Below are 23,962 nucleotides of genomic sequence, written 5' to 3' on the forward strand. Positions count from 1 at the left end.
GTCTAATAAATTTTGGCTGCATTCAAAGCAGCTTGATACCGTCTTGCATTTGCATTATGCTGCGCCAGGTTGGTGGCAAAAGCATGGTAGCCGGAGAAATCGGCTTTGGCACAAAAGTACAAGTACTTATGTTCTTCGGCATTCAGTACTGCATCCAGGGAATTAATATCAGGCAGATTGATGGGGCCAGGAGGGAGTCCCGCATACATGTAAGTATTATAGGGGCTATCCACTTCCTTGTGGACATTGAGTACTCGCTTTAGTTCAAAATTACCAAGGGCAAACACCAAAGTAGGGTCAGCTTGCAATGGCATGTTGAGTCTAAGCCGGTTCAGGTACACGCCCGCTATTCGAGGTCGCTCATCCGCCTTCTGGCTCTCAGCTTGTACTATGCTGGCCAAAGTGCTCACTTCCCGCTCGTTGAGTCCCAGCTGACTGGCTTTGGACTTTCGCTCTTCAGTCCAAAAGCTTTGGTACTCCTTGTACATTCTGTCAAAAAGCCCTTCTGCGCTGGTGTTCCACCAAAGTTCATAAGTGTTTGGGATAAACATACTCATGACGGTCTCCTCATCGAAGTCGAATTTGCGGATATAGACCGAATCTTGGATTAAATCCAAAAACTGCTGCTCGTTGATTTCTAGATTGGCTGTAATTTTCTCTGCCAGGTCTTCCTTGGTCCGCACATTATTAAAAGTGACCCGCACTGGAGTTTGCCTTCCGGCCCGGAGCAGGCGGACCAGTTCTAGATTGGTCATTTTAGGCTGAAGCACATAGAGTCCAGGTTTTACATTTTCCTGGTATTCCATCACTTTGGCAAGAAATGAAAAGCTCACAATATCATTGACCACTTCATCTTCATAAAGTTGGTTTGATACAGTTTTGAACGTAGAATTAGATTTGATTTTCAGCGTGTAAGCCTGCTCAGAATCAATGAGCACATTTGGGCTGAAAAAAACCTGATAGAAATAGAAAGAAAGGCTGATCATCAGTACCGAACTGGTAATGACTAATATCAGGTATAGGTTTTTGCGTTTATCACTTTTCATACTGGGCCAAAATTAAGGAAAAATCTAAGTTGGAGTTTGTTCTGCTCACATTGCTGTGATACCTTTCTTTACGAATTGGTTTTGGATGAAAGAAATTCTGGTCACATGTGCATTGATTTTGAAAGTGGGGAAGGTACTTTGTACCCAGCGATCTGAGTACATGCGTCTCCCCGGAAAGTGGGAGTTTCCAGGTGGTAAAGTGGAGCAAGGAGAAAGTCCAGAAGCCTGTCTGAGGCGGGAAATAGCAGAAGAGCTGGACATAGCAATCAAGATCTTAGGAAGCCTGAGCCCTATACAGCATTCTTATGATGGAAAGGTAAGAATCAGATTATTGCCTTATCTATGTGAATGGCAAAGTGGGGTTCTAAATTTACAGGAACATCAAAGGTACTGCTGGCGGGGAGAAAAAGACTTAAAGGAGCTAGATTGGGCAGAGGCAGACCAGCCCATAGTCGAGGAGCTCTTGGAGAAATGGAACCCAATCTTCCAAAAATACATTAAATTATAGTTCAAACGACTAAGCCATGCCAGCCGAATTTATCAAGCTATACGAAGAAAATCCTGACCCTGTCAAAATCAGGCAGATTGTAAAAAGTCTGCGGGATGGTGCTGTGGTCATCTACCCAACAGACACAGTCTATGGTATGGGCTGCGATATTACCAATCAGCGGGCAGTGGAGCGGATTTGCAAAATCAAGGGCATTAATCCCCGCAAGCATAATTTCTCCATTATATGTGCGGACTTGAGCAATATTTCTCAATTTACCCGGGTAATCAGCAAGCAGGTTTTCAAGATGATGAAAAAAGCCTTGCCAGGCCCCTTCACCTTTATCTTACCGGCCAGCAATCAGGTGCCGAAAATTTTGCACAGCAAGAAAAAAACACTGGGTATTCGAGTGCCCAATCACAATGTCCCAAGAATGCTCGTGGAGGAATTGGGCTATCCCATTCTTACTACTTCCATACATGATGAAGACGAGGTGGTGGAGTATAGCACCGATCCAGAGTTGATTTTTGAAAAATACCAGCATCTCGTAGATGTAGTGATCGACGGGGGCTATGGTCAGAATGTGGCATCCACGGTTCTGGACTGTACAGGTGATGAGGTGGAAGTACTGCGAGAGGGCTTGGGACAACTAGAAGAATTAGAATAAATGAGTAGAAAATTGGCGGTAGATCTGCCTTACTTTCCTAACCTAGAGTATTTTGCCGCCTTGGCGGAGGCAGATGAAATCTTGCTTTGTTCGGGGGATTTATACCAGCGCCAGTCCTATTTTAATAGGACAAAAATCCGCTTGGCCAATAAAATAGAAACCCTCTCTGTGCCCATTCAAGGGAGGAGGCCCAGGATTCCGCTCAGCCAAATCAAAATCGATAATCAGCAAAAATGGTTGAATACCCACTTGAGAGGTATTCAGAGTGCTTACGGCAAGGCACCGTTTTACGAGTTTTATTTCCCCTATTTTGAGCAAGTTTTTCTAGGTGAGCAAGAAAGTTTGTGGGATCTGAATCTGGAAGTCCTGACAATCTGTCTTAAATTATTGGGGTTTCCTGTCAAGATGAGCGTGGTCCATACTTTAGAAAATAAGAAGGGGTTAATAGACATAAGGGGGCAGATGCTGCCTTCAAAGCCATTTATGCACAGAGATTACTATAGCCCAGTGCCTTATTTTCAACTTTTTGGCTTAGACTTTGAGCCAAACCTTTCGGTGCTGGATTTGTTGTTTTGTGAAGGACCCACTGCGAAAAGCATCTTATTAAAGTCTGTAAAAAAACACTGAACAATCTCTAAAAGGATTGTGTTTTTAAAACAAATTCGGTAACATACGTACAGGAATATTAATCATTCAGAAAGGAATTAAATGGAAGCAAAATTTTCGAACAGAGTCAAAGAGGTGATCTCTCTAAGCCGCGAAGAAGCTCTTCGCCTGGGGCATGATTACATTGGCACAGAGCACCTCTTACTGGGGATGATTCGCGAAGGTGAAGGTGTTGCTGTTTCCATTCTTAAGAAATTGGGAGTGCCAATGGATGAACTTCGCAATGCGATAGAGCGGGCCGTCAAAGGAACCGCCAACCACAATGTGAAGAACATGGCAAATATCCCTTTGACCAGACAGTCAGAGAAGGTATTGAAAATAACATATCTAGAAGCCAAAATCTTCAAAAGCCAATTGATAGGTACGGAGCATTTACTCCTCTCCATTCTGCGGGATGAAGACAATATAGCAACTCAAATTCTCAACAAATTTGACGTCAATTACGATTCCGTCAAGGAAATGCTGGAAATGTCCTCAGACTCTCCGCCTAGAGCAAGAGCTGAAGCCGAAGATGGAGATGACGATGGTTCCAAATTATTTGGTTCTACCGGAAGTGGCTCAGGATCCTCTAAGCCTGGTGCAGAAAAGTCCAGAACACCCGTCCTGGATAATTTCGGCCGTGACCTGACCAAAATGGCTGAGGATGATAAGTTAGATCCCATCATCGGTAGAGAAAAGGAAATAGAGCGCGTAGCGCAAATACTATCCAGAAGAAAGAAAAACAACCCTATCCTTATAGGTGAGCCAGGTGTGGGTAAAACCGCAATAGCTGAGGGTTTGGCCTTAAGGATCGTACAGAAAAAAGTTTCCCGCGTGTTGTTCAACAAGCGCGTGGTGACCTTGGATCTGGCCTCTTTGGTAGCTGGTACCAAATATAGGGGTCAGTTTGAGGAGCGTATGAAAGCCGTGATGAACGAGTTGGAGAAATCTCCAAATGTCATCTTGTTTATCGATGAGCTGCATACCATTGTTGGAGCAGGTGGAGCTTCAGGTTCCCTAGATGCATCCAATATGTTCAAACCGGCTTTGGCACGTGGAGAAATCCAATGCATAGGTGCTACTACACTAGATGAGTATCGCCAGTATATTGAAAAAGATGGAGCTTTGGCCCGACGGTTTCAGATGGTCATGGTAGATGCTACCACGCCTGAGGAGACTGTGCAGATCCTGAATAACATCAAGGATAAGTATGAAGATCATCACAATGTAAATTATACCGAAGAGGCGATTGACGCTTGTGTGAAACTATCTGACCGATACATTTCTGATCGATATCTTCCGGATAAGGCTATAGATATACTAGACGAAGCAGGAGCAAGAGTGCATATTAATAACATTCATGTGCCTGAAGAAATCCTGAAGCTGGAAGCGGAAGTAGAGGATATCAAATCAGAGAAAAACCGAGTGGTCAAATCTCAGAAATATGAAGAGGCAGCTCAGTTGAGAGATAAGGAAAAGAAGCTTCTCGAACAACTGGAAACTGCGAAGAATAAGTGGGAAGAAGAAAGCAAGTCCCGTAGATACACGGTAAACGAGGATCATGTAGCGGAAGTAATTGCTATGATGACAGGAGTTCCTGCCAAGCGGATCGCCCAGAACGAAGGAGCGAAATTGCTAGGCATGAATGAAGAACTCTCCGGTAAAGTAATCGGACAGGATGAAGCAATCAAGAAACTCACCAAGGCAATACAGCGAACCAGAGTAGGATTGAAAGATCCCAAAAAACCCATAGGGTCCTTCATTTTCCTAGGTCCTACCGGTGTAGGTAAGACAGAACTAGCCAAGATGCTGGCTACTTACCTCTTTGACAAAGAGGATTCACTGATCCGAATCGATATGTCGGAATACATGGAGAAGTTCTCCGTGTCCAGGTTGGTAGGAGCACCTCCAGGCTATGTGGGATATGAAGAAGGTGGACAGTTGACAGAAAAGGTCCGAAGAAAGCCTTACTCCGTGGTGCTGCTGGATGAAATTGAAAAAGCCCACCCTGATGTATTCAATATTTTACTTCAGGTTCTGGACGATGGTATACTTACCGATGGTCTGGGGAGAAAAGTGGATTTTAGAAATACCATCATCATCATGACTTCCAATATTGGCGTTCGTGATCTGAAGGATTTCGGAGCTGGAATTGGGTTTGCAAACAAAGCCAAAACTGATAATATGGATGAGGTGATGAAATCAACCATCCAGACTGCCCTGAAAAAAGCCTTCAGTCCTGAATTCTTGAATAGATTGGATGATGTGGTGGTGTTCAATTCTCTGAGCAAGGAACATATCTTCAAAATCATCGATATCAGCTTAGGAAAGTTGTTCTCCAGAATCACAGACCTGGGATATAAGATTGAGTTGACTGAAAAAGCCAAGGAATTCTTAGCAGAAAAAGGCTATGATCAGCAATATGGTGCAAGACCTCTAAACAGGGCCATTCAGAAATATCTGGAAGATGCCATAGCTGAGGAAATCCTGAAAGGGGATCTTTCTGAAGGTGATGTGATTACCGCAGATTATTCCGGAGAGGGAACCGAACTGAGCATTGCCGTTAAGAAGAAAGAAAAAGCAGAAGAGTAAGAGTATTTGCTGATAAGCGTAAAGCCCCGGGACTATACCAGTTTCGGGGCTTTTTGCTTTTCAAACCGTAGTGAACACAGAGGTTTCGCAGAGAGAAATTATGGGTTAAGGTTTCTTACTACCTGCCGTTGACTGTCGTCGGTGGACGATTATCCGCTACTATCTAGCTACATTTTTTAACTACTTGCATCATTGCGAATAACCCTATTAATTCTTATCCTTTTTAAATTTTTATTTTCAAGCCTGTGATTTTTTTGAAAGAGCTGCGAATAATAGTTTGAAAGAGTTTTACTGCTAATCCTAGAGTCCTTGTCCATCGAAAAAGAACATTTCCTGTCCTGTATTGAATCCAACAAAGGGATCATATACAAAGTGGCAAACTCCTATTGCAAGGATGTGGACGATCGCGAAGATCTAATCCAGGAAATCATCCTCCAGCTTTGGAAAGCTTATCCCAGCTATAATCCAGCCTATAAACTGAGTACCTGGATGTATAGAATTGCCTTGAATGTAGCGATTTCAGCTTACCGAAAAGCAAGTAAGCGGAGCCAGATTTATCAACCGCTCTCAGAAACTGCCATATACCTGGAAGAGGATAAAATCGAGTCAAATGAAAACAGAGCTCTATTACAGGCCTTAATCAGAGAACTTAAAGAGATAGACCGTGCACTAATACTTCTTTACCTAGATGGCTATTTGTACCCTGAGATTAGCAAAGTATTAGGCTTGTCAGAAAGTAATGTGGCGACCAAACTCTCTCGCATCAAACAACAATTGAAACAGAAATTCACAGCACAATAAGAAAATCATGCAAGACATAGAACTACAACAAATTTGGAAATCGTATGACGAAAGACTCCAGGAGCAATTGGTATTCAATCGAAAAAATGCTTCAGCTATTACCAAAATAAAGGTAAAGAGTACCCTTTCGGCTATGCGCCCAATCAAGATTTTCACCCTGCTGGTAGGGGTTATCTGGGTTCTTTTTTTGGATGTACTGTTAGTAAATCTTTATCCTGCCGGAAATCTTTTCTTTCTGATTTCTTTTGGATTTATCTCTTTGGTCAACAAAATAGCTATTGGGATTTATGCTTACCAGTTAATTCTCCTATCGGTGGTTAGCATTAATGCTCCTGTGATCAGCACACAGAAAAAGATAGCAGGAATGGTCAATTCTACCTTGTGGGTCACACGCATTCTTATGTTACAACTGCCGTTTTGGACTACGTTCTTCTTAAGTTCTTCTTGGATTGGAACAGGAAATCCTGTCTTTTGGGTGATTCAAGTATTGATTACGTTAGGCTTTGCAGGGCTGGCTGTGTGGCTGTTTATCAATATCCGCTATGAAAATCGTGAAAAACGCTGGTTCAAATTCCTATTTGGAAGCTACGAATGGACGCCGATTATGAAAGCGCAGGAAATGCTGGGACAGATCAAAGAATATGATAACCCTGAGTAAATAGGCAGTTTGATGATCTTCATGTTCATCAAGTAGAAATTTAGCGCTTGCTGTTGGTTTCAAAGGTTAACGTTCAGTTTTCCTTCTATTACAAAGTCAGAATAAAAAACAACAAACCCACAGCAAGGATAAGAATCATCTTCTGGGCTCTTTCTTTAATCTCAGGTGCTAGTTTTCTTTTTCTGATCACCAGTACTGCTAAGCTCAAACCAACCAATTGCAAAGCCATGCCAACGCCATTGAGCGGACCCATAGGAGCTTCTAGAAACATGAAGTAAGTATTCAAAAGTGAAAGTACACACAGTACAATACCTGTAATCCCAAACAAAAATGAGCGTTGAAGCAAAATTTTTGGAGGTTGTTCAGTCCATTTCATTTTTTCTGAAACTATAATTGGGGCGCAAGATACAAGACTTTTTTCTACCGACTCTTTATAGGTTATTTTTTGACCTTTATCTTTCCCAGTCTTTTGTCAAAATAGTTTCCTAACTCATCTACACTCAATGCATTCAGTGTCATCTTTTTAGTCAATCCTCCTTTTCGCCCAACGAGCACTCCATATTTCATGTCTGCATAACCGTCCATTTCGTGAGCATCGGGATTGATGGAGAGCATTACGCCCTGTTCCAGCGCATAGCTTACCCATCTCCAGTCCAGATCCAGTCTCCAGGGATTGGCGTTGATTTCTATGACTACATGGTTTGCTGCACAGGCATCAATAATCGCTTTATGATCTATTGGATAGCCTTGACGCCGTAGGAGTAACCTCCCGGTTGGATGGCCTAGAATAGTAGTATATGGATTTTCTATAGCGGTGATTAGTCTACTGGTCGCGCGCTTAACATCCATATTCAAAATAGAATGCACCGAGGATACGATGAAGTCAAAACTTGCCAAAACCTCATTTTCATAATCCAGCTTCCCATCAGAAAGTATGTCGCTTTCTATGCCTTTGAAGATCCTGAATGGCGCCAATTCCTTATTGAGGGAATCAATCTCCTCGTGCTGTTTCTGGATTTTTTCCACGTCCAGCCCTCCTGCGTAAAAGGCAGTCTGACTATGATCTGAAATCCCCAAATATTCATAACCCAGGTCTCTGCAGTGCTCGGCCATCTGTCTTAGACTGTGTTTGCCGTCACTGTAGGTAGAGTGATTGTGCAGGATTCCTTTTAGGTTCTCATCTTTCAGTAATTCAGGGATTTTGTTCTCCTTGGCCAAGGCGATTTCCCCAAAGCCCTCTCTGAGTTCTGCAGGGATAAACTGCAGTTCATTGACAGAGAAAAATTCAGGTTCTGTGGAGAAATTTCCTTTTCTAAGCTTCTGGGCTACCGTTTCTTTTTCGTCCACTTTGGTTTGGAGATGCAAGGCCGAGGCAGTAAAGGCCAGTTTTTTCCAGCAGAAGTCTGCTTGCTCACAGAAGTGAACCCAGACTTGTAGGTCTAGCTCCTGCAGTTGGCCGCGAAGGGTTTTGGGACCGGATTGTGCAAGGTTCCATTCAAAAGATCCGTCGGCGGTTAGAGCTGAACTGATGGAAGCCGGATTGTCTGTAGCAATGAGGAATTCAGCCTGATGGATGATTTCCATTTTCCTAGCAAAGTCACCGACCACGGCGACTTCAGCATCTTTTGCCAGAGATTCAAACTTTGCCTGAAGACCCTCAATGGTCTCCTCAATATCTGCGAAAAGCCATTTGCCCGCATTGGAAGCTGTAAATTCCAAATTAGCAATAATGGTGTTTTGGGTTTTCTCACCAAAACCTTTGATTTTGGCGACTTTTCCGGACTGGCAGGCCTCCATCAGCTCGTGGGTGGAGGTGATTCCCAGTTCTTTCCAAAGTGTTTTCACCTTTTTAGGTCCTAATCCTTTGATCTGCAAAACTTCCAAAATCCCCTCGGGAGTTTTGGCGATCAGTTCATCTAGAAGCGTAAAAGAATCCGTTTCTTTCAGTTGTCGTATAGCCTCCAGAATACTTTTTCCCACTCCGTTTATTTTGGATAATTCGCTTTCGCTAAGGGTCATAATGTCCTGATCTCCCCGCTCTAGCGCAATCAGCGCGCTTTGATAGCTGCGGATTTTAAAAGAGTTTTCATCGTGGAGTTCCATCAGCTGAATGCTGAGTTTAAGTTTTTTCAGAAGAGTCTTATGGTCCAAAATTTCCGGGTTTGAATGAATATATTCTGACAAATGTCTTGAAATAATGTTTCAATTTAGTGTGCGAAGGTTTAACTTAAAATTGAAATGTGAAAATATGGCAAGGAAAACAGGATTATCATCCGGAAAGGATGATCTGGATTCTTGCCCGGGTAGAGGTCAAAAACTTTTAACCAGAAAACCGTTATTAAAATATGAACTATTGGTTGGTCAAATCAGAGCCAAGATCTTACTCCTGGGATGATTTTGTAGCTGTACAAGAAGAAGTCTGGGATGGGGTGCGGAATTACCAGGCCCGCAATTTCCTGAAGGAAATGAAGCTGGGAGATCAGGTGTTTTTCTATCACAGTGGCAAAGAGAAAGCCATAGTGGGATTGGCAGAAGTCAGTGAGGAGCAGTTTCCTGACCCTACCCATCAGGACTGGGTGGCGGTGAAATTGAAAGTGCTGCAACCTTTGGCCAGCCCAGTTAGTTTGGCTGCTATCAAGGCTGAGGACAGGCTTGCCGAGCTTCCTATGCTGAAGCAGTCCAGGTTATCGGTGCTTCCAATGAGTAAAAGTGAATTTGACATACTATATCAAATGGGTTCATGAAAAGATACCTTCTATTTTGTTTGCTTTTTGCCCTGGCCATTCAGGCTCAGGCACAGTTGAAATTCCTGTCCAGACACGAAGTGCCTTCAGAACTCTATGATCCTGTTTTTGAAATGGTGGGGACAGAAGAAGGCGTTGTTTCTTTTCGTACTGTTCCCGAAAAGGGCCTGAATTTCAAGCAAAAGTTTCAATACTTCATTTCTGACCTAGAGCTGAAATCAGAGTCTGGCTTGATTGAGTTTCCGGTCAAGGATGGCTATCAGATGATAGGTTATGATTATTTTGAAGGGATGCTGTATGTGCTTTTTGCCAAGGGATACAACAGCATAGGAGACAAATATGTGCTTCAAATCGAACTGCATACCAAAAAGGGGCTGGAGTTTGATGTCAGTAATGTGCTTGAGATGGAGCTCACCGAGTTTTTGGTTCAGGAAAGGAAGGTGATTTTTATGGGTACTTCAGATTCCCGACCGGTATTGCAGATTTTGGATTTGGATACCAAGAGCGTACATACCTTGCAGGGGATTTATGGCAATGACACCCAAATCATGCAAATCAGGAAAATGCCAGAATCCAAGTCCCTGGAAGTCGTGCTCAGCAGAAAGGGCGTGTATAAAAACCGGGATATCCTGATCAATACCTATGACCTGAACGGGAATTTGCTTCGGGAAGTAAAAGTGGACCAGTTTGGTGAGCAAGGGCAGGGAATCATGGATGGGATGTTGGTCTCCACAGGCCAGTATCAAGAGGCTATGATCGGGGCTTTTGGGCTGGAGCGTAGAAATACCTACCAAGGCATGTACATTATGGACCTGAACGAGTTTGGGGAATACAATTTCAAGCTGTACACTCTAGAGGACTTTCCTAACTTTTACAATTACCTGGAAGGGAAATCCAGAGAAAAAAGAGAAGCGGATGTGCTGAAAGATCTGGACAAGGAGAAAACCCCGGAGATTATAAATAAATACGCCATCCGGGATATCAGACAAAAAGAAGATGCCTATTACATCTATTTTGATCAGTTTACGGTAAGCAATAACCGCTCAGGATATATACCCGGAGTAAGTTCATCTAATGGAGGATATCGCTATGACAGATGGAGCCGAATGGGTAATACCGTCATGAACGACCCTATCATGGGCACCAGGTTTCCGAGTCAGAGCTATCAGGTGGTGCCAGAATTCCGTTATCAATCCGCCCATTTTGTAAAAGTGTCCAAAGCAGGTCCTGTTCTTTGGGATAATGCCAGTACCTATAATGAGATGGTCACTACTTATCCTGAGGCTTTTGGAGAAATAGCCGTGGTTGGTGAGGAGTTTTATCACATGTTTGTAGAAAATCTCATTCTCAAACTCAGCTATTTCAACAAGGGAGAAAAGATCTTTGAAAACCTGGAATTTGAAATCAAACTCATCAATGAAAACGAAAGGATTCAGGATACCAACGTAGAAAGCCTGCGTCTCATCCATTGGTATGATAGGTATTACTTAATGTCCGGAACCCAAAAAATCCGGTATCAAGCAAACGATAGAACTGAGCAGGTTCGGGAGGTGTTTTTCCTGACCAAAATCCTCGTAGATGGGGATTTGTATCAGCCGGAAGAGCTCCCGGACTAGATTTTATTTTTATATTTACCCGCAAATCTACCCCATGCAAAAAAGGCTAGTCTTAGACGAAGGACAGATTGAGATCATACTCAGACGATTCTGTCATCAATTGATCGAAAATCATGATGATTTTGACAATACGGTGCTTCTGGGATTGCAACCTAGAGGACCCATATTGCTGGATAAAATTGTGACACTTTTAGAAGAAATATCCGGAGTGAAAGTACCTTCCGGATATTTGGATGCGACTTTTCACAGAGATGATTTCCGCAGACGTGATTTTCCGCTGAAAGCAAACGAAACCAAAATCAATTTTCTTGTAGAAGGAAAAAAAGTGATCTTGGTAGATGATGTGCTGTACAAAGGAAGGTCTGTGCGAGCCGCTATGGATGCCATGATCGCCTTTGGGAGACCCCAAAAAGTGGAATTGATGGTGCTAGTAGATCGAAAGCTCACCCGAGACTACCCCATCATGCCGGATTATTATGGCGTAAGAGTACATACGCTGGAAAGTCAGTATGTGGTGGTGGAATGGCAAAACCAAGGCCACGAAAAGGATGCAATTTGGATCACAGAGAAAGTTAAACCCTAATCATGTCGCAACTAAGTACCAAACACCTACTTGGAATCAAAAATCTCACCGAAGGAGATATACAGTTAATTCTTGATACTGCGGCTAATTTCAAAGAAGTGATCAATCGGCCGATCAAAAAAGTGCCCTCACTCCGGGATATAACCATTGCCAATGTCTTCTTTGAAAACTCTACCCGAACCCGCCTCTCATTTGAGCTGGCCGAGAAGAGGCTTTCCGCAGATGTGATCAATTTCTCCTCCGGAAATAGTTCGGTGAAAAAAGGAGAGACCCTGGTGGATACTGTCAATAATATCCTATCCATGAAAGTGGACATGGTGGTGATGCGCCATTCCAGTCCAGGTGCTCCTCATTTCCTTTCCAAAAATGTAAATGCCAATATCGTCAATGCCGGAGATGGGACACATGAGCATCCTACCCAAGCCTTGCTTGATGCATTTTCGATCAAAGAAAAACTAGGAGATGTGGCAGGGAAAAAGGTGGCAATCATAGGTGATATACTCCACTCCAGGGTGGCTTTGTCCAATATATTCTGCCTTCAGAAATTGGGCGCTGAAGTTATGGTTTGTGGACCTATCACCCTTTTGCCCAAGCATATAGAAAGTCTGGGTGTGAAAGTGGAACTTGATGTCAAAAAAGCCCTGCAATGGTGCGATGTGGCTAATGTACTCAGGATCCAACTAGAGCGGCAGCAGATCAAATACTTCCCCAGCCTGAGGGAATATTCACTTTATTACGGAATCAACAAAAAGCTTCTAAACGAGTTGGATAAGGAAATCGTAGTGATGCACCCGGGGCCTATCAATCGAGGAGTGGAACTTAGCTCAGATGTAGCGGATTCCAAGCAGGCTATTATTTTGGAGCAGGTGCAAAATGGGGTGGCGGTTCGCATGGCTGTACTTTATTTGCTAGCCGGAGCCAAAGGGTAATTACTTTGAAATTTCTACTTTGGGATTTCTGATCCACTCACTATCAATCTCACGTCTATGCTTAGCGTAACCAACTTGGTAAAAACTTATGGCAAGCAGAATGCTGTCAACGACATTTCATTTGAATTGCAAGGCGGAGAGGTAGTAGGACTGCTAGGTCCAAATGGCGCAGGGAAAAGCACCACGATGAAATGTATCGTGGGATTGCTTCGCAAGACATCCGGGGAAATCTTGATTGGAGGTGAGGATCACCTGAGTGTGGAGGCCAAGCGGCTTTTCAGTTATATCCCGGAGACACCCTATGTGTACGACCTCCTTACCGTACAGGAACACATGCAGTTTATAGCACAGGCCTATGGCATCAAAGAATGGAAAGATAAGGCCAGGGAACTGCTGGAAATCTATGAGTTGGATGATAAAGCAGACAAGCTCGGTAGGGATCTCTCCAAGGGAATGCGGCAGAAAGTATCTATTTGCTGTGCTCTATTGACCGATCCCAAAGTCTTGTTTTTTGACGAGCCTATGATAGGTCTAGATCCCAAGGCCATCAAGAATACCAAACGTATTTTCCGGGAATTAAAAGAGGCGGGCAAGACCATTTTGGTCAGTACCCACCTGATCGATAGTGTGGAGTCCATTGCGGACCGCATTATGATCTTGAAGGATGGAAATATTGTAGGAAATGACACCATAGCCAATCTGAAAATTCAGGTGGCACAGGAAGAAGGGGGCACCCTGGAAGATCTATTTTTAGAACTGACCAAAGATGAATGAAATCTCTCTGCTTTTCCGCAAGGATATACTCATCCTGATCAATAATATTAAGTTGATTTTGAAAAATCCGCTGAGGCTACTGCCGTATGCTGGGATTTTGGGGTACTTTTTCTTTATTTATTACCTCAGATTAAAGGGCAGAGATGAGGATGAAGCTCCTCAGGAAATGCCGGATATGGATGGGGTTCCCCAAGTGGATTTTGCCGTGCAGAATATAGTCGGTGCAGTGACTTTGCTAGCTTTGGTTTTGTTGATATACCAGCTTTTCCGGGCAACCAAAAACAATGTCAGCTTTTTCAAAATGGCTGATGTAAATCTGCTCTTCACCGCCCCGGTGAAGCCTGAGAATATCCTGATTTATTATATGGGAAGGTCGATTTTGCCTGCTCTGGGGGGAAGTATTCTGTTTATGGCTTACGGAGCCAGCCAGATGGCCGAGCAGTGGGAATTGACCTTTGGCAATGCCCTGTTTCTAATTCTTGGTTTTGCCTTATTCTTCTTTATGATTTCCCCGATTAAGTTTCTGGTGTACACCCTTCATACCAAATACGGTATCATGGAGTATATCCGAAATGGAGTGGTGGTTCTAGCCGTTTTACTGGGAGCTATGGTGATTATCCCAGGGATGATGGCCGATAAGTTTTGGCAAGGCATGTTTGCCTGGATCAGTTCGCCTTGGTTTGATTTCTTTCCCATGGTGGGCTGGAGCAGGGGCATTATCAGTTACCTCTCGCATGGCAATGTCATCCTTTCTTTGGCTTTTATAGTCCTGTATGGAGTAGCATATTTCATAGTGCTGAAATTGGTGATCCGCTTTGCAGGATATTACTATGAAGATGTACTGGAAGCGACTAAGTCCAACGAGGAGAAGATTGAGAAGGTACGCGGCAAAAAGCAGAGCGAAAGCTCCTTTAGCCTCAATACCAAAAAGCAGCTTGCCTTACCGGACTTTGGCACTGGTGCCAAAGCTTTTTACTGGAGAAATTACGTACACAGTTCCCGCCAGGATTACCATCCTTTATTTGGGATTTACTCCCTGATCATGGTAGGGGTGGGGGTAATTCTGGCTGGATTATCCATTTTTGATTGGTTTTCTCATTGGGTGTTTTATGGATATTTATTGATTTTGTTTTTCATCTATTTTATGGCCGGAATCGGCCGGGCAAATGTAGGAGACCTGAAGAAACCTTTTTTCATTTTGGTGCCTGCCAGTTGGTCTTCCAAGTTTTGGAATATGATCAAGCTGGATTTAGTGCAAATCAGCTTATTTGCGGCAGCACTGATTGTTCCTTCTGTGCTATTGGCGCAGCTGAATCTCATGGTCATTCCTTTGTTTCTGATTGCCGTTCCTGCGGTTTATCTGGTGGGATTTGGGATTAATTTGATCCCCCAAGTGGCTTTGGACGAGGGCTGGGACAGGAAATTGATCAAGCCTTTTATGATTGGGGGCGTATTGCTTTTTGGATTACTTCCCACCTTGGCTTTTACCATTATTGCTATAGTGGTGTCCAAGCAGTTTGTGTGGGCATTAGGGGTTGCGACCATGGGGATGTGCTTTGTGGCGGCCATTTTGCTTCACGTTAGTCTGGATGTCTTGAAGCGATTAGAGTTTAAAGAGGTTTAGGATAGCCTGCGCATTCAGAAATTGCTGGGAGGGAAACCGAATTTTATTCCGCATTAACTTTCCCAAACTCGCTTAGCCGGGAAAATTCCTTTATTTTTAAGCTGGGTTATGAACAAGTCCTTTTATCCTAAAGGCATACAGGCTTTACTCCTGCATAATTCAGGTTTCAGTTACCAAATAAGACCAACTATGATCTACAATTCCATCATTGACACCATCGGAAACACGCCGATGATCCGTTTGAATAAACTCGCCAAACACATCAAAGGAGAGGTTTTGGTGAAAGTAGAATACTTCAATCCGGGAAATTCTATGAAGGATAGAATGGCCATCAAAATGGTGGAGGATGCGGAAAAAGCCGGAATCCTCAAGCCAGGTGGTACCATCATAGAAGGGACTTCCGGTAATACGGGGATGGGCCTGGCGCTAGCTGCCGTGGCCAAAGGGTACAAGTGCATTTTCACTATGGCGGATAAGCAGTCCAAAGAGAAAATCGATATTCTAAAAGCAGTAGGTGCTGAGGTAATTGTCTGCCCTACCAATGTTTCGCCAGAGGATCCTCGTTCCTATTATTCCATTGCCAGAAAGCTAAATCAGGATATTCCGAATTCTTTTTACCCCAACCAATACGATAACTTATCCAACACCGCGGCGCATTATGAAACCACCGGGCCTGAGATTTGGGCTGATACACAAGGTAAGATCACGCATTATGCAGCAGGGGTAGGCACAGGGGGCTCTATGTGCGGGACTTCCCAATATCTCAAAGAACAAAACCCAGCCATAGTGACTGTGGGGATAGATACTTACGGATCGGTTTTCAAGAAGTACAAGGAAACAGGGGTTTTTGATGAGAAGGAGGTTTACCCATACCTCACTGAGGGGATTGGTGAGGATATACTCCCAAAGAATGTCAATTTTGACATGATAGATCACTTCGTGAAAGTAACGGACAAGGATTCTGCTGTGATGACCCGAAGACTTGCCAGAGAGGAAGGTCTATTCGTGGGCTGGTCATGTGGCTCAGCCGTTCATGGTGCTTTGGAGTGGGCCAAGGATAACCTGAAAGAAGGTGACCAGATGGTGATCATTTTGCCGGATCATGGGACCCGTTATTTGGGAAAAGTCTATAACGACGAATGGATGAGAAATCATGGTTTCCTTGAAGATAGGACCTTCTCTACCGCCAGAGATATTATTGCACAGCGCAATGGGGCCTATACATTGGTTTCTTCGCTTAAAACTGATTCTGTACGGGATGCGATTGCGCTGATGAACAAAACCAGTGTGTCTCAGATTCCTGTGATGGAAAATGACGAGGTAGTTGGCTGTCTGACAGATAATAAGCTCCTGGCAAAGATCATTGATAATCCAACTTTGAAAGACGCAAAAGTCTCTGATGTAATGGAGGATTCCATGCACTTTGTGGCCTTGGACAGTACTTTGGATGTGCTTTCTTCTATGGTGGAAAAGGAAAAGGCCGTTCTGGTACGAGATGCACAAAACCAGATTCATATCATCACCAAGCACGATATTTTAGAGGCTTTCACCAAGTAAATTGAATTAATGGATCAGCATAAAATTCACCGGATCATCGAGTCCGGAGTAGATTTTAATATCAATCAAATACTCTCCAAAGCCTGGGAGATGTTTAAAGAAAAGGCGCTTTTTCACATAGGTTTCATGGTGATTATCGTGTGTGTGCAGGCGGCTTTTGCTGAATATGCAGAAAGTTTTACACCTATTTATACCATCTTTATTTCCCCACCGCTGATCTGTGGCTTTTATATGGTAGCCAATAGGCAAAGCCAAAAGGAATACCTGGAGTTTCAGAATTTCTTTGATGGATTCAAGTATTGGTGGAATCTGGTGATTGCAAACCTGATCAGCTCGATACTGGCTGTACTTGGAATTATTCTTTTGATTGTTCCAGGTGTTTACCTGCTAGTAGGGTATATGTTCTGTTTGTTGTTTGTGATTTTTGGTGGGTTTGATTTTTGGACTTCCATGGAGCTGAGCAGAAAGCTGGTGACCACCAACTGGTGGAAATTTTTCACTTTTGGACTGGTGTTATTGGCTATGAACATTGCTGGGGTTTTGTGCCTTATTGTAGGCCTTCTGGTAAGCATTCCCATGACTTATTTGGCGGTATATGTGCTTTTCGAGGAATTGACCATTGACGCAGTACCAGAGGAAGAGCATCCTCAGGTTATATCCTGAACCTAATTATATGAAGGTGAATAGGTGTTAAATCGAAATTAGTTTTTGATCGAGAACAATTTTTTAAAATCACCCGTATTATGTTAAGGTGTTCAATTTTAAAGGCTTAACTATGGGGGTTGTATCGAGGATTCTCTGCATTTGTGTATTCTTCATTTCACTTGCAAGTTGTAAATCTTCAGACCAGCTCGCTGTGCAAACCATAGGGAAATCTGATGCATTAAAAAACTATAGGACTTTTTACTTTGTAGAAAAAGCATTGCATTCGGATGAGCTTATAGAATTCGATGCATCTTTTAAAGAGAAATTAGAGGGGATGGGATTTAAAGAAGAGGCTGAAAACCCGGATTTTTTGGTGCAATCCTTGAAAGTTTCAAAGGACTTCGTGCAGGAAGTAGGTTCCTATATCAGTGATCCTTCCAGCAGCGGGACCGTTACAACTCCAAGCGTGGGATATAGCGATTTTATTATCAATAGCTTTGAAGCCGGTAGGTTGATTTTTCTCATTCAGGACACAAAATCAAATGACATAGTATGGATGGGGGTCGGGTCAGGGATTTTTCCTAAAAAAGAGCGTGAAAAGCAGTTGCTGACGGCCCAAGCCATAGAAGCGATGCTAGCTGACTTTAAGTGATTTTTATTGAAATGTTAGAATCATCCCTTCCAGTCTGGATCTGCATTTTTCCGCCAAATTTGGCACAGCGCTGCCTGATGGCCCTGGGGGATAAATGGGAGTAGAAAAATGAATATGCACTTTGCCTGGACGGAGTAGTAAAGACCCTCTTTTCATAATTTTATCCGCTCCCAATATTGCCATAGGCAGGATAGGTATCCCTGTTTCTACAGCAAGACGGAATGCCCCGGTTTTGAATGGTAGCAGAATAGCATCACTGTCATTTCGGGTTCCCTCCGGAGCTACCGCAGCGGAGATTCCCTGGTTTAAGAAGGTGACGAGTTTAGCTATGCTTTTTCTTCGGGATTCTGCGTCGGTTCTATCGACCCAGATTGCCACCTTTCCGACTACCCATCCAAACAGGGGGATTTTGGCCAGTTCTTTTTTTCCTATGGCTCGAATTTGCTGAGGGGTGGAAATGGGGATAACTGCTGCATCCAGAAAAGAGCGATGGTTAAATATGTAAATGTAGGGTTTGTGGGGTTCAATGAATTCCTTACCGTGGATCTCATAGCGTATTCCGCTGAGGAATGACCAGGTTTTGGCCCAGACTCTGATGAAAAAGAAGGAAAGTTTACCGGCAGCAGGGCTAATGCTCACTGGGATGACTATGAACAGTCCCAATAGGAGTAGAAGCGCAAAGAAGACCAGAATGGAATAAATGGTAAAGATTACTTGTAAGATTTTCATCATTCAGTAGAATGCTTAAATTTGGGTATAAATTTAATATTAACTCTTTGCTTGCAGGAGCCTCCGAGCGTTCGGGGGCTCTGTTTTTTTATTTGCCCTGATATAGGGTGGGAAATTGAAGTAAAACCAAAAGCCTATTTGAAGGTAATTTTTCCCAGTAAATTCCTCATTTCCTAATAATTCCATACCTTTGCAGTCCGTTCGAGTGAGCGGAGTGTGCTGGGCTTGCTTAACACATTGATTTACAACTAAAAACGGTAGCCTCTTGACCCGAGGGCTATTGCTATTCAGGGTTAGCACTATTATGTCAAAACAAGAAGATTTTAACTGGGACAACTTCGAAACCAAAGGTTTTGGAGAAGGATATTCCAAAGATCAGCGCGAGCAGATGGCGGCAATGTACGAAGGTACATTGAACGAAATCACTGAGAAGGAAGTAATCAAAGGCACTATAGTAGGTGTCAATGAAAAGGACGTTATCATCAACATCGGTTTCAAATCTGATGGATTGGTTCCTCTTTCTGAATTCAGAGATCTAGAATCTATCCAGCCAGGCGATGAAGTAGAAGTATTCATCGAAGAGCAGGAAAACGCGCTGGGTCAGTTGATCCTTTCCCGTAAGAAAGCCAAAATCGTACGTGCATGGCAGGACATCGAAGATGCCCTTGAGCATGACAACGTGATCGAAGGTTTGGTAAAAAGAAGGACCAAAGGTGGTCTAATCGTAGATATCTACGGTGTAGAAGCCTTCTTGCCAGGTTCTCAGATCGACGTGAAGCCTATCAGAGATTTCGATATCTATGTAGGTAAGAAAATGGAAGTGAAAGTGGTGAAAATCAACCACGCTAACGATAACGTAGTAGTATCTCACAAAGTGTTGATCGAGAAAGATCTTGAGAAGCAGAAAGCTGAGATCCTAAACAACCTTGAGAAAGGTCAGGTATTGGAAGGTGTGATCAAGAACATGACCAACTTCGGTGTATTCATCGACCTTGGTGGTGTGGATGGTCTACTTCACATTACAGATATCTCTTGGGGACGTATCAATCATCCAGAAGAAGTATTGCAGCTTGACCAGAAAGTTCAGATTGTGGTTCTTGACTTTGATGATGACAAGAAGAGAATTTCTTTGGGTATGAAGCAGCTGACTGCTCATCCTTGGGATTCTTTGGCATCTAGCCTTGAAATCGGATCTAGAGTGAAAGGTAAGATCGTAAACGTAGCTGACTACGGTGCGTTCCTTGAGCTTGCTCCAGGTGTGGAAGGTTTGATCCACGTATCTGAAATGAGCTGGTCTCAGCATTTGAGAAACCCTGCTGACTTTGTGAAAGTAGGTGACGAAATCGAAGCTGTAGTATTGACTTTGGACAAAGATGATAGAAAAATGTCTTTGGGTATCAAGCAATTGACTGAGGATCCTTGGACTAAGAACGATATGGGTACTAAGTACGCTGTAGGTTCTAAGCACAAAGGAGTGGTAAGAAACTTGACTAACTTCGGCCTATTCCTTGAATTGGAAGAAGGTATCGACGGTTTGGTTCACGTATCTGACCTTTCTTGGACTAAGAAAATCAAGCACCCATCTGAGTTTGTGAAAGTAGGAGACGAGCTAGAAGTAGCTGTTCTTGAGCTTGACGTAGACAACAGAAGATTGGCTCTTGGTCATAAGCAGTTGGAAGAGAATCCTTGGGACACTTTCGAAGGTGTATTCCCAATCGGATCTACTCACAAGTGTACTGTAGTTTCTAAAAACGACAAAGGAGCAGTTCTTGAATTGCCTTACGGATTGGAAGGATTCGCTACAGTGAAAAACTTGGAAAAAGAAGACGGATCTCAAGTAGAGGTAGGTGAGGCTTTGGACTTCAAAGTAACCGAATTCTCTAAAGACGATAAGAGAATCGTACTTTCTCATACTGCTATGTTCAGAGAAGATGCTGCCGCTGCTGCTAAGCCGGCCAAGAAAGATGCGAAGAAGAAGTCTGATTCAGGATCTTCAACTTCTGCTCCAGCTGAGAAGTCTACCCTAGGTGACTTGGATGCCTTGACTCAATTGAAAGAGCAAATGGAAGGAAAGAAGTAAGACCTTAGATTCTAGAAATTAGAATCAATACTTACTTATTATAATGGAAACGCCGGCTGAGAAGTCGGCGTTTTTTTGTTTTTAACCACAGAGTACACAGAGGTCACGCAGAGGGCGCTGTCACTATTTGTTGTCCTGCTTCTCCAAAAGCTGGACTTATGTCTTTTTCTTGATTGGCAGCTTTTATTACATTATCGTTCCAGAGGAACGACTGGTTGGTAGCCGGAGATTAGCAATATGTAGTTATGGTTCCATCGGAACGTTTGGTAGTTTTTTGTTAACCGCCGAGATCGTGAAGGTTACGCGGAGAGCGCAGTTGTTGATTAGTTGTCCTGCTTCTCCAGAAGCAGGACTGGTTTTTGAAAAACGTTGATACGCAACCTTTGAATTTGATTGTAGCATTTCAGTTCTTACTTCCGTCTTGGCTAAACTATTTTTATCATTAATTTCGATCCTATGAAAAATATATTGCTACTAGCTTGTTTTTTATCCTCCAGTTTTTCGATTCTAAAGTTGTCCTGCTTCTCCAGAAGCTGGACTTTAGTTTAGGAAGGGAAAGATGGGGCGTGAGTTGTAGCACTTTCTTCCTTATTCCCGTATTGGCTTAACTAGTTTTATCATTAAATTCGATTGTATGAAAAGTGCACTTTTACTATCATTCATTCTTTTAATAAGTCTTTCGGTTACCGCACAATCTGGGTTAGAGGTGCGTGGCTATTTTGGCGTTTCTGGAGCACAGATCAATTGGAACAAGGATCTCGATGGAGCCAGTTCTGCGGATATTGAGAGTTTAATAGAGGTAGGTGTTTTACTGTCGAAAAGTATTACTGAGAAAATCGCACTCACGGGAGGGGTGAATTATGGCTTTGCACAGGTAAGTTACTATCCTAATATTCCTTCCTGCGTTAATTGTCTCAGCATCGCTTATAATCATAATCCTGATTTTAAAATGCTCTCTATCCCTGTTTACGCTGAATATAAATTCGGGAAATTATTTTACGCAGCAGCCGGACCCATCGTAGATATTCAGCTATCTGAGGGGAATAATTTTTCTGATCAGAGTGGGCTTGGGTATTTGGTCGGAGTTGGGGCCAAATTGCAAACCGAAAAACTTTCCTTCTCCATTTTCCCCAATTACAAAAGGCATAATGTCATTCCTTTTGAGGAGCTGGGCAATTACAAACAAATTTTGCAAGAGCTGGGCGTTCAGCTTGGTGTAGGATTTAGTTTCTGAAATTCCTTTCCTTGTAACTGTAGGCTATTGAAACCTGCGTTTCGACTTACTTAATGATATGTTGCTTGGCTGCTTGCTGTAATGCAGTCCTGCGTACCGGACCTGTACACATCAAGGTAAGTCCGAAATCACTAAGAAATGAAAGTGGGATAAAAGCAAAAAAGCATCCCGTATTCGGGATGCTTTTATTGAGGTCGAGAGCGGATTCGAACCGCTGTACAAGGTTTTGCAGACCTCTGCCTAGCCACTCGGCCACTCGACCAATTCAGAATTGGAATGCAAATGTAGTTATATTCGAATACCAAGCAAAAAAGCAGCCCATTATTTTATGGATTAAATTATTTTTTGATCTTAGAATTGAAGTCATTTCAATATTCATCCAGCTTCCATGAAGGGATATTAGCCCCCCTTGCAAAAGGTTGCAAAATACATTCTATTTATAAAGGTTCTAAATTAATCAAACCTTGATTTTTTAATTATAATTAACTGAATAGCAATTATATAGGGCTTTAAAGCATTCTAGCTGCGCTCAATGACCACCTGTCAAGTCGTGTTTGAAAAATAGGCTTCGGGTAGTACCTTTGCAGGGGTTATATAAAACCGCATAAACTATTTAATTAGCTATAATATGTTATCCAAACGCTCGTTAGTAGGGGTTCGATTGAATTTCCACACACTGGCAGTGCTGTTTTTCATGCTGATCGGGACGCAGGCTTTTGCCGTAGATCCAGAGGTTGATGGCAGCGACGAAGCAGTAGCAGCAGGTAAGGCTGTGTTCAATGCGAATTGTAAAACATGCCACCAATTAGATTCCAAGTTAGTAGGTCCGGCATTGAGAGGTGTATCCGATAGAAGAGAAATCTCTTGGATCAAGGCCTTCATCAAGAATTCTACCGTTTTGATTGCTTCAGGAGATAAGCAGGCAAATGAAATCTATGATGAATATAATCTTCAGATGCCTCAGCACGAATTTTTGAGTGATGATGAACTGAACAATCTGATTTCTTACATCGAGTATGGAGACGTAGCAGATCCGGCAGCTGAAGCTGCAGCCGCAGGTGCTGATGGTGCCGCTGCGAGCGGCGCTGGCGGAGGTATTCCTGATGAGTATCTTACAGTAATCCTTGTGGTTTTGGTAGTGGTTCTTCTACTCATTCTAGTAGTATTGGGATTGATTATCTCTGTACTGAGCAAGTACCTCAACAAGCAGGAGCTGGATGAAGATGACAAGGAGTTTGTTTCCCAGAAATTCAACCTGGGTAAAATCATAAAAAGTGATGGCTTTGTGCTGATTGTCACTGCCTTAGTAGTGGCTTTGGTGGCCAAGACAGCTTTGGACGGGCTCTTCTCAGTAGGGGTGCAGCAGGGATATGCTCCTAAGCAGCCTATAGCTTATTCTCACGCATTGCACGCGGGTACACTTGAAATAGAATGTCAGTACTGTCATACCGGCGTGGAGATCGGAAGATCTGCTAATATCCCTTCACCAAATATTTGTATGAACTGCCACACGCATGTGCAGAATGTACAGGGTAAAGAAGGGGTTTCCCCGGAAATCCAGAAAATCTACGATGCGGTAGATAACAATAAGCCGATTGAGTGGGTGAGGGTTCACAACCTTCCTGACCTTGCTTATTTCAACCACTCCCAGCACGTGGTAGTGGGTGAGATTGAGTGTCAGACCTGCCACGGCCCTATACAGGAAATGGAAGTAGTTGGTCAGCACAGTGCACTGACCATGGGTTGGTGTATTGACTGTCACAGAGAGACAGAGATTACCACCAAGGGTAATGCCTACTACGATAAGCTGGTGCAGATTCACACTGACTCCAAAGATGCCCTGAAAGTGAAGGACATCGGAGGTTTGGAGTGCGCTAAGTGCCACTATTAATTTATTCT

The 23,962-nt window shown here is 43.2% G+C and carries 22 protein-coding genes and 1 tRNA gene; 18 read left to right on the forward strand and 5 right to left on the reverse strand.

Annotation, left to right across the window (positions count from 1 at the left end; genetic code table 11):
• Positions 1 to 2: 2 nt before the first annotated feature.
• A complete protein-coding gene (gene mltG, locus PBT90_RS02610) occupies positions 3 to 1,046 on the reverse strand; it encodes an endolytic transglycosylase MltG (protein ID WP_270131422.1) in 1,044 nt (347 codons plus the stop codon).
• An 85-nt stretch (positions 1,047 to 1,131) separates the two neighbouring features.
• Between mltG and PBT90_RS02615 the strand changes: the two genes are divergently transcribed.
• The 6 genes from PBT90_RS02615 (at position 1,132) to PBT90_RS02640 (ending at position 6,896) form a co-directional block, all read left to right on the forward strand.
• Entirely contained in the window at positions 1,132 to 1,554 is a 423-nt protein-coding gene (locus tag PBT90_RS02615) for a (deoxy)nucleoside triphosphate pyrophosphohydrolase (protein ID WP_270131424.1), read from the forward strand.
• Between the two features lie 16 nt (positions 1,555 to 1,570).
• The gene (locus tag PBT90_RS02620) at positions 1,571 to 2,200 is read left to right on the forward strand and encodes an L-threonylcarbamoyladenylate synthase (protein WP_264808783.1); all 630 of its coding nucleotides are present in this window, start codon (positions 1,571 to 1,573) and stop codon (positions 2,198 to 2,200) included.
• Positions 2,201 to 2,827 carry a WbqC family protein gene (locus PBT90_RS02625; RefSeq protein ID WP_270131429.1) on the forward strand — a complete coding sequence of 209 codons (627 nt, stop codon included), beginning with the start codon at positions 2,201 to 2,203 and terminating at the stop codon, positions 2,825 to 2,827. It begins immediately after the preceding gene.
• An 81-nt stretch (positions 2,828 to 2,908) separates the two neighbouring features.
• Complete coding sequence (locus tag PBT90_RS02630; RefSeq protein WP_264808786.1) at positions 2,909 to 5,437, forward strand: ATP-dependent Clp protease ATP-binding subunit; 2,529 nt, start codon at positions 2,909 to 2,911, stop codon at positions 5,435 to 5,437.
• A gap of 309 nt (positions 5,438 to 5,746) precedes the next feature.
• A complete protein-coding gene (locus tag PBT90_RS02635; protein ID WP_270131431.1) occupies positions 5,747 to 6,238 on the forward strand; it encodes an RNA polymerase sigma factor in 492 nt (163 codons plus the stop codon).
• Positions 6,239 to 6,245: 7 nt separating this feature from the next.
• Positions 6,246 to 6,896, forward strand: coding sequence for a hypothetical protein (locus PBT90_RS02640; RefSeq protein WP_270131433.1), 651 nt, complete (start codon positions 6,246 to 6,248; stop codon positions 6,894 to 6,896).
• 88 nt (positions 6,897 to 6,984) lie between these two features.
• Here PBT90_RS02640 and PBT90_RS02645 read toward each other — a convergent pair whose 3' ends face one another.
• Together PBT90_RS02645 and polX are read right to left on the reverse strand one after the other, a co-directional pair.
• Positions 6,985 to 7,272 (reverse strand): hypothetical protein, encoded by a 288-nt coding sequence (locus tag PBT90_RS02645; RefSeq protein WP_264808789.1) that lies wholly within the window; start codon positions 7,270 to 7,272, stop codon positions 6,985 to 6,987.
• Between the two features lie 62 nt (positions 7,273 to 7,334).
• A complete protein-coding gene (gene polX / locus PBT90_RS02650; RefSeq protein ID WP_270131436.1) occupies positions 7,335 to 9,047 on the reverse strand; it encodes a DNA polymerase/3'-5' exonuclease PolX in 1,713 nt (570 codons plus the stop codon).
• Between the two features lie 194 nt (positions 9,048 to 9,241).
• Between polX and PBT90_RS02655 the strand changes: the two genes are divergently transcribed.
• The 9 genes from PBT90_RS02655 (at position 9,242) to PBT90_RS02695 (ending at position 18,020) form a co-directional block, all read left to right on the forward strand.
• Positions 9,242 to 9,640 carry an EVE domain-containing protein gene (locus tag PBT90_RS02655; RefSeq protein ID WP_270131438.1) on the forward strand — a complete coding sequence of 133 codons (399 nt, stop codon included), beginning with the start codon at positions 9,242 to 9,244 and terminating at the stop codon, positions 9,638 to 9,640.
• Positions 9,637 to 11,256 (forward strand): transcriptional regulator, encoded by a 1,620-nt coding sequence (locus PBT90_RS02660; protein WP_270131440.1) that lies wholly within the window; start codon positions 9,637 to 9,639, stop codon positions 11,254 to 11,256. The genes PBT90_RS02655 and PBT90_RS02660 overlap by 4 nt, the downstream gene beginning before the upstream one ends.
• Before the next feature lie 34 nt (positions 11,257 to 11,290).
• Positions 11,291 to 11,839: a bifunctional pyr operon transcriptional regulator/uracil phosphoribosyltransferase PyrR gene (gene pyrR / locus PBT90_RS02665; RefSeq protein ID WP_270131442.1), complete on the forward strand. Its 549-nt coding sequence runs from the start codon at positions 11,291 to 11,293 to the stop codon at positions 11,837 to 11,839.
• Positions 11,840 to 11,841: 2 nt separating this feature from the next.
• Positions 11,842 to 12,768, forward strand: coding sequence for an aspartate carbamoyltransferase catalytic subunit (locus tag PBT90_RS02670; RefSeq protein ID WP_264808794.1), 927 nt, complete (start codon positions 11,842 to 11,844; stop codon positions 12,766 to 12,768).
• A 57-nt stretch (positions 12,769 to 12,825) separates the two neighbouring features.
• Complete coding sequence (locus PBT90_RS02675) at positions 12,826 to 13,542, forward strand: ABC transporter ATP-binding protein (RefSeq protein WP_270131445.1); 717 nt, start codon at positions 12,826 to 12,828, stop codon at positions 13,540 to 13,542.
• The gene (locus tag PBT90_RS02680; protein ID WP_270131447.1) at positions 13,535 to 15,166 is read left to right on the forward strand and encodes a putative ABC exporter domain-containing protein; all 1,632 of its coding nucleotides are present in this window, start codon (positions 13,535 to 13,537) and stop codon (positions 15,164 to 15,166) included. The genes PBT90_RS02675 and PBT90_RS02680 overlap by 8 nt, the downstream gene beginning before the upstream one ends.
• A gap of 189 nt (positions 15,167 to 15,355) precedes the next feature.
• On the forward strand, positions 15,356 to 16,723 hold the full coding sequence (locus tag PBT90_RS02685) for a pyridoxal-phosphate dependent enzyme (RefSeq protein WP_270133124.1): 1,368 nt from the start codon (positions 15,356 to 15,358) through the stop codon (positions 16,721 to 16,723).
• 9 nt (positions 16,724 to 16,732) lie between these two features.
• Complete coding sequence (locus tag PBT90_RS02690) at positions 16,733 to 17,386, forward strand: hypothetical protein (protein WP_270131449.1); 654 nt, start codon at positions 16,733 to 16,735, stop codon at positions 17,384 to 17,386.
• A 193-nt stretch (positions 17,387 to 17,579) separates the two neighbouring features.
• Positions 17,580 to 18,020, forward strand: a complete 441-nt coding sequence (locus PBT90_RS02695) for a DUF4136 domain-containing protein (RefSeq protein WP_270131451.1) — start codon at positions 17,580 to 17,582, stop codon at positions 18,018 to 18,020.
• Between the two features lie 3 nt (positions 18,021 to 18,023).
• Here PBT90_RS02695 and PBT90_RS02700 read toward each other — a convergent pair whose 3' ends face one another.
• Complete coding sequence (locus tag PBT90_RS02700; protein WP_333482156.1) at positions 18,024 to 18,752, reverse strand: lysophospholipid acyltransferase family protein; 729 nt, start codon at positions 18,750 to 18,752, stop codon at positions 18,024 to 18,026.
• Between the two features lie 301 nt (positions 18,753 to 19,053).
• Between PBT90_RS02700 and rpsA the strand changes: the two genes are divergently transcribed.
• Complete coding sequence (gene rpsA, locus PBT90_RS02705; RefSeq protein WP_264808800.1) at positions 19,054 to 20,829, forward strand: 30S ribosomal protein S1; 1,776 nt, start codon at positions 19,054 to 19,056, stop codon at positions 20,827 to 20,829.
• 634 nt (positions 20,830 to 21,463) lie between these two features.
• Positions 21,464 to 22,063 (forward strand): hypothetical protein, encoded by a 600-nt coding sequence (locus PBT90_RS02710; RefSeq protein ID WP_264808801.1) that lies wholly within the window; start codon positions 21,464 to 21,466, stop codon positions 22,061 to 22,063.
• Between the two features lie 191 nt (positions 22,064 to 22,254).
• On the opposite strand, the gene PBT90_RS02715 is transcribed toward PBT90_RS02710, so the two are convergent.
• Positions 22,255 to 22,325: transfer RNA gene (locus PBT90_RS02715), tRNA-Cys, on the reverse strand.
• A gap of 366 nt (positions 22,326 to 22,691) precedes the next feature.
• Between PBT90_RS02715 and PBT90_RS02720 the strand changes: the two genes are divergently transcribed.
• The gene (locus PBT90_RS02720; RefSeq protein ID WP_264808802.1) at positions 22,692 to 23,954 is read left to right on the forward strand and encodes a c-type cytochrome; all 1,263 of its coding nucleotides are present in this window, start codon (positions 22,692 to 22,694) and stop codon (positions 23,952 to 23,954) included.
• Positions 23,955 to 23,962 lie beyond the last annotated feature (8 nt).

Source organism: Algoriphagus sp. TR-M9, from assembly GCF_027594545.1.
GTDB lineage: Bacteria > Bacteroidota > Bacteroidia > Cytophagales > Cyclobacteriaceae > Algoriphagus > Algoriphagus halophytocola.